A 2504-nucleotide genomic window follows, 5' to 3' on the forward strand; every position below is an offset into this window, starting at 1 on the left:
GATAAAGCTTCTTCGGTATATTCGCTTTGCGATGCTTCAACAATATATTTATAATGTGGTGCTGCATTAGCTAGTAAATCTTTTTTGTAATATAATTGAGCTACGTAAAAATGAGCCTGTAAAGCATGTATTCCGTTAGGAAATTCATACAAATAACCATTAAATTGTTTGATAGCCTTATCAGTATTATTATCTAAATATTGCTTTTCGGCAGCTTCGTAAGTCGCATTATCTAAATCGGCATCGGTAACCTCAACGTAATCCAAGGTTTTTACCCAACGTGCATAATCGTCTACACGACCTAAATCAATATAAATTAAGCGCGCCGTCGCTACTGACTGAACAGCTTCTGGTGTTCCTGGATAATCTCGGGCTACTTTTTTAAACTTGCTTAATGCTTGTTCGTTTTCACTACCATTATAATATACCAACCCTTGCCTTAACAATGCTTTTGAAACAAAAGAACTCATTCTGTACTCGCTACTCAAACGGTCATACATTTGCATCGCTTTTTCTGTTTCATTTTCTTTTACATAAGAATTTCCAAGTTCGTACATCGCATCGTCACGCAGTTTTGACTTTGGGTAAGTTTCTATAAACGTTTCTAAATCCTTTATTTTTTTAGAAGACTGACCAATATAACCTACACTAATTGCTTTTTGAAAAAACGGATAATCTGAATCGATTTCATTCATTTCAATAGCTTTTTCGTATGCTTTTATGGCATTGCTATATTTACTCAACACAAAATAACCGTCGCCTAATCTTAAATAAGCATCGTTTGCTCTTACGCGATCTACATCTCTACGAGATGCAAACTGATTAAAATAAATAGTAGATTGATCGTATTTTTTTTGCTTGAAGTAAGTATATCCTAAATTATAATCAATATTAAAATACTCTGGTGTTTCTGATGCGTTACTTATGGCATCAAACTGCTTAAAACCTACTAAAGCATCATCATAATTTGTTAAATTATAATCCGCTTCAGCTTTCCAAAAGGTTGCTCTAGCTGTATATTTTGGGTCTCTTGGTTCGCTTAAAGATTGATCGAAAAGAGATTCTGCCTCCAAATATTGTGTGTCATTATACAATTCAATACCTCTGTAAAATGCTACTTTTTGATAAGCAACCTTATTTTCAAAACTCTTTTTTCCTTCTAATAACTTTAGTGCTTCTTTATAATTTTTAGAAGTAATATACGAATCAATTAAAAGTGTTTCAATCTCTTCTTTATAAGGTGTTTCAGGGTATTTATTTAAATAACCTGCTAACACTTGAGGTGCAGACTGGTACGGGTTTCCTATTTCGTAACTAATTTTAGCATAATTTAACCACGCATCTTCTTGAATTTTTAAATCGAAATTCATTTGCGACGCATTTCTAAAGGCATTTAAAGCCTGTTGTTTTTTATCTAAATGAATATAACTTTCTCCTAAATGATAGTAGGCATTTTGAGCGATTGAGTTATTACCACCAACAATTTTATTAAATTCCGAAATAGCATTTTCGTAATCTTTCTGCTTATAATAGGCATACCCCAATTGATAAAAATCGGTATTATTCCACTTTGCATTTCTATCTCGTTTTCCTTTTTTGCCTTTATATTCAGTTAAATACGGAATAGCCTCGGCATACTGTTCTAAATTAAAATAACTTTCGCCTATAATTTTTGAAAGTTCGGATACTTCGGCCTCATCACTTGTATCTAGTCTGTCTTTTGCCAACTCGATGGCTTTTTCAAATTTACCAAGTTTAAAATGTAAGTCGGCTTGATAATACGACAGCTTTTCTTTATAACGCTCTTGGTCGCTTACTTGATCGAAATACTCGTTTGCTTTATCGTAATCATCACCTTCATAAGCCATAAAACCAATATAATATTTAGCTTGCGAACCGTATTCTGGAGAATTTTCAACACGTGTTAAGTACTTTTTTGCTACCTTATATTGTTTAACTGAAAATGCAGAATAACCATTATTGAAATTGAATTTTTCTTTTTCTTTTTTGGCTAAAGCGTCTTCGTTTACTTTATCATACCATTTTCTGGCGTGCGGATATTTTCCGTTTGTAAAGTAATAATCGGCAACATCAACAAACGCTGTGTTTCGCTTTGTGCTTGTTGGGTAATCTTTTACAAAATCTTCTACCAACTTATCTGCTGCTTGTTGATTAAGTCTTACTGCGCAATTGGCTATGTAATAAGCGCAATCGGACTGCAAGATTTCTTCTTTTGTATCTTTTTTAATACTTCTAAACAGAGATTGAGCAGCGAGATATTGTTGGTTATTAAATAATGAAAGGGCTTTTTGATAGTCTACCAAATTACTTGTATAAGTGGCAGACTGTTGTGCCATGATTTGGAAACTAAAACTTATGGCTACCAAGAGGGAAACAATATTATTTTTAGTCATTAACGATTCGTTTTTTTAATTTAAAATCAAAGATAATTTAATATAAATCTTATAACGTAATAATCGTGCCATAATTATAAACCGAGTTAT

At 32.5% G+C, this 2504-nt stretch carries 1 protein-coding gene; it reads right to left on the bottom strand.

Features of this window, described 5'->3' with window-relative positions:
• Nucleotides 1-2414 (bottom strand): tetratricopeptide repeat protein (locus AADI82_RS14815; RefSeq protein WP_341217186.1); only part of this gene is annotated, 2414 nt, incomplete at its 3' end.
• Between the last annotated feature and the right edge of the window lie 90 nt (nt 2415-2504).

It is taken from the genome of uncultured Wocania sp., from assembly GCF_964021735.1.
Taxonomy (GTDB): Bacteria; Bacteroidota; Bacteroidia; order Flavobacteriales; family Flavobacteriaceae; genus Wocania_A.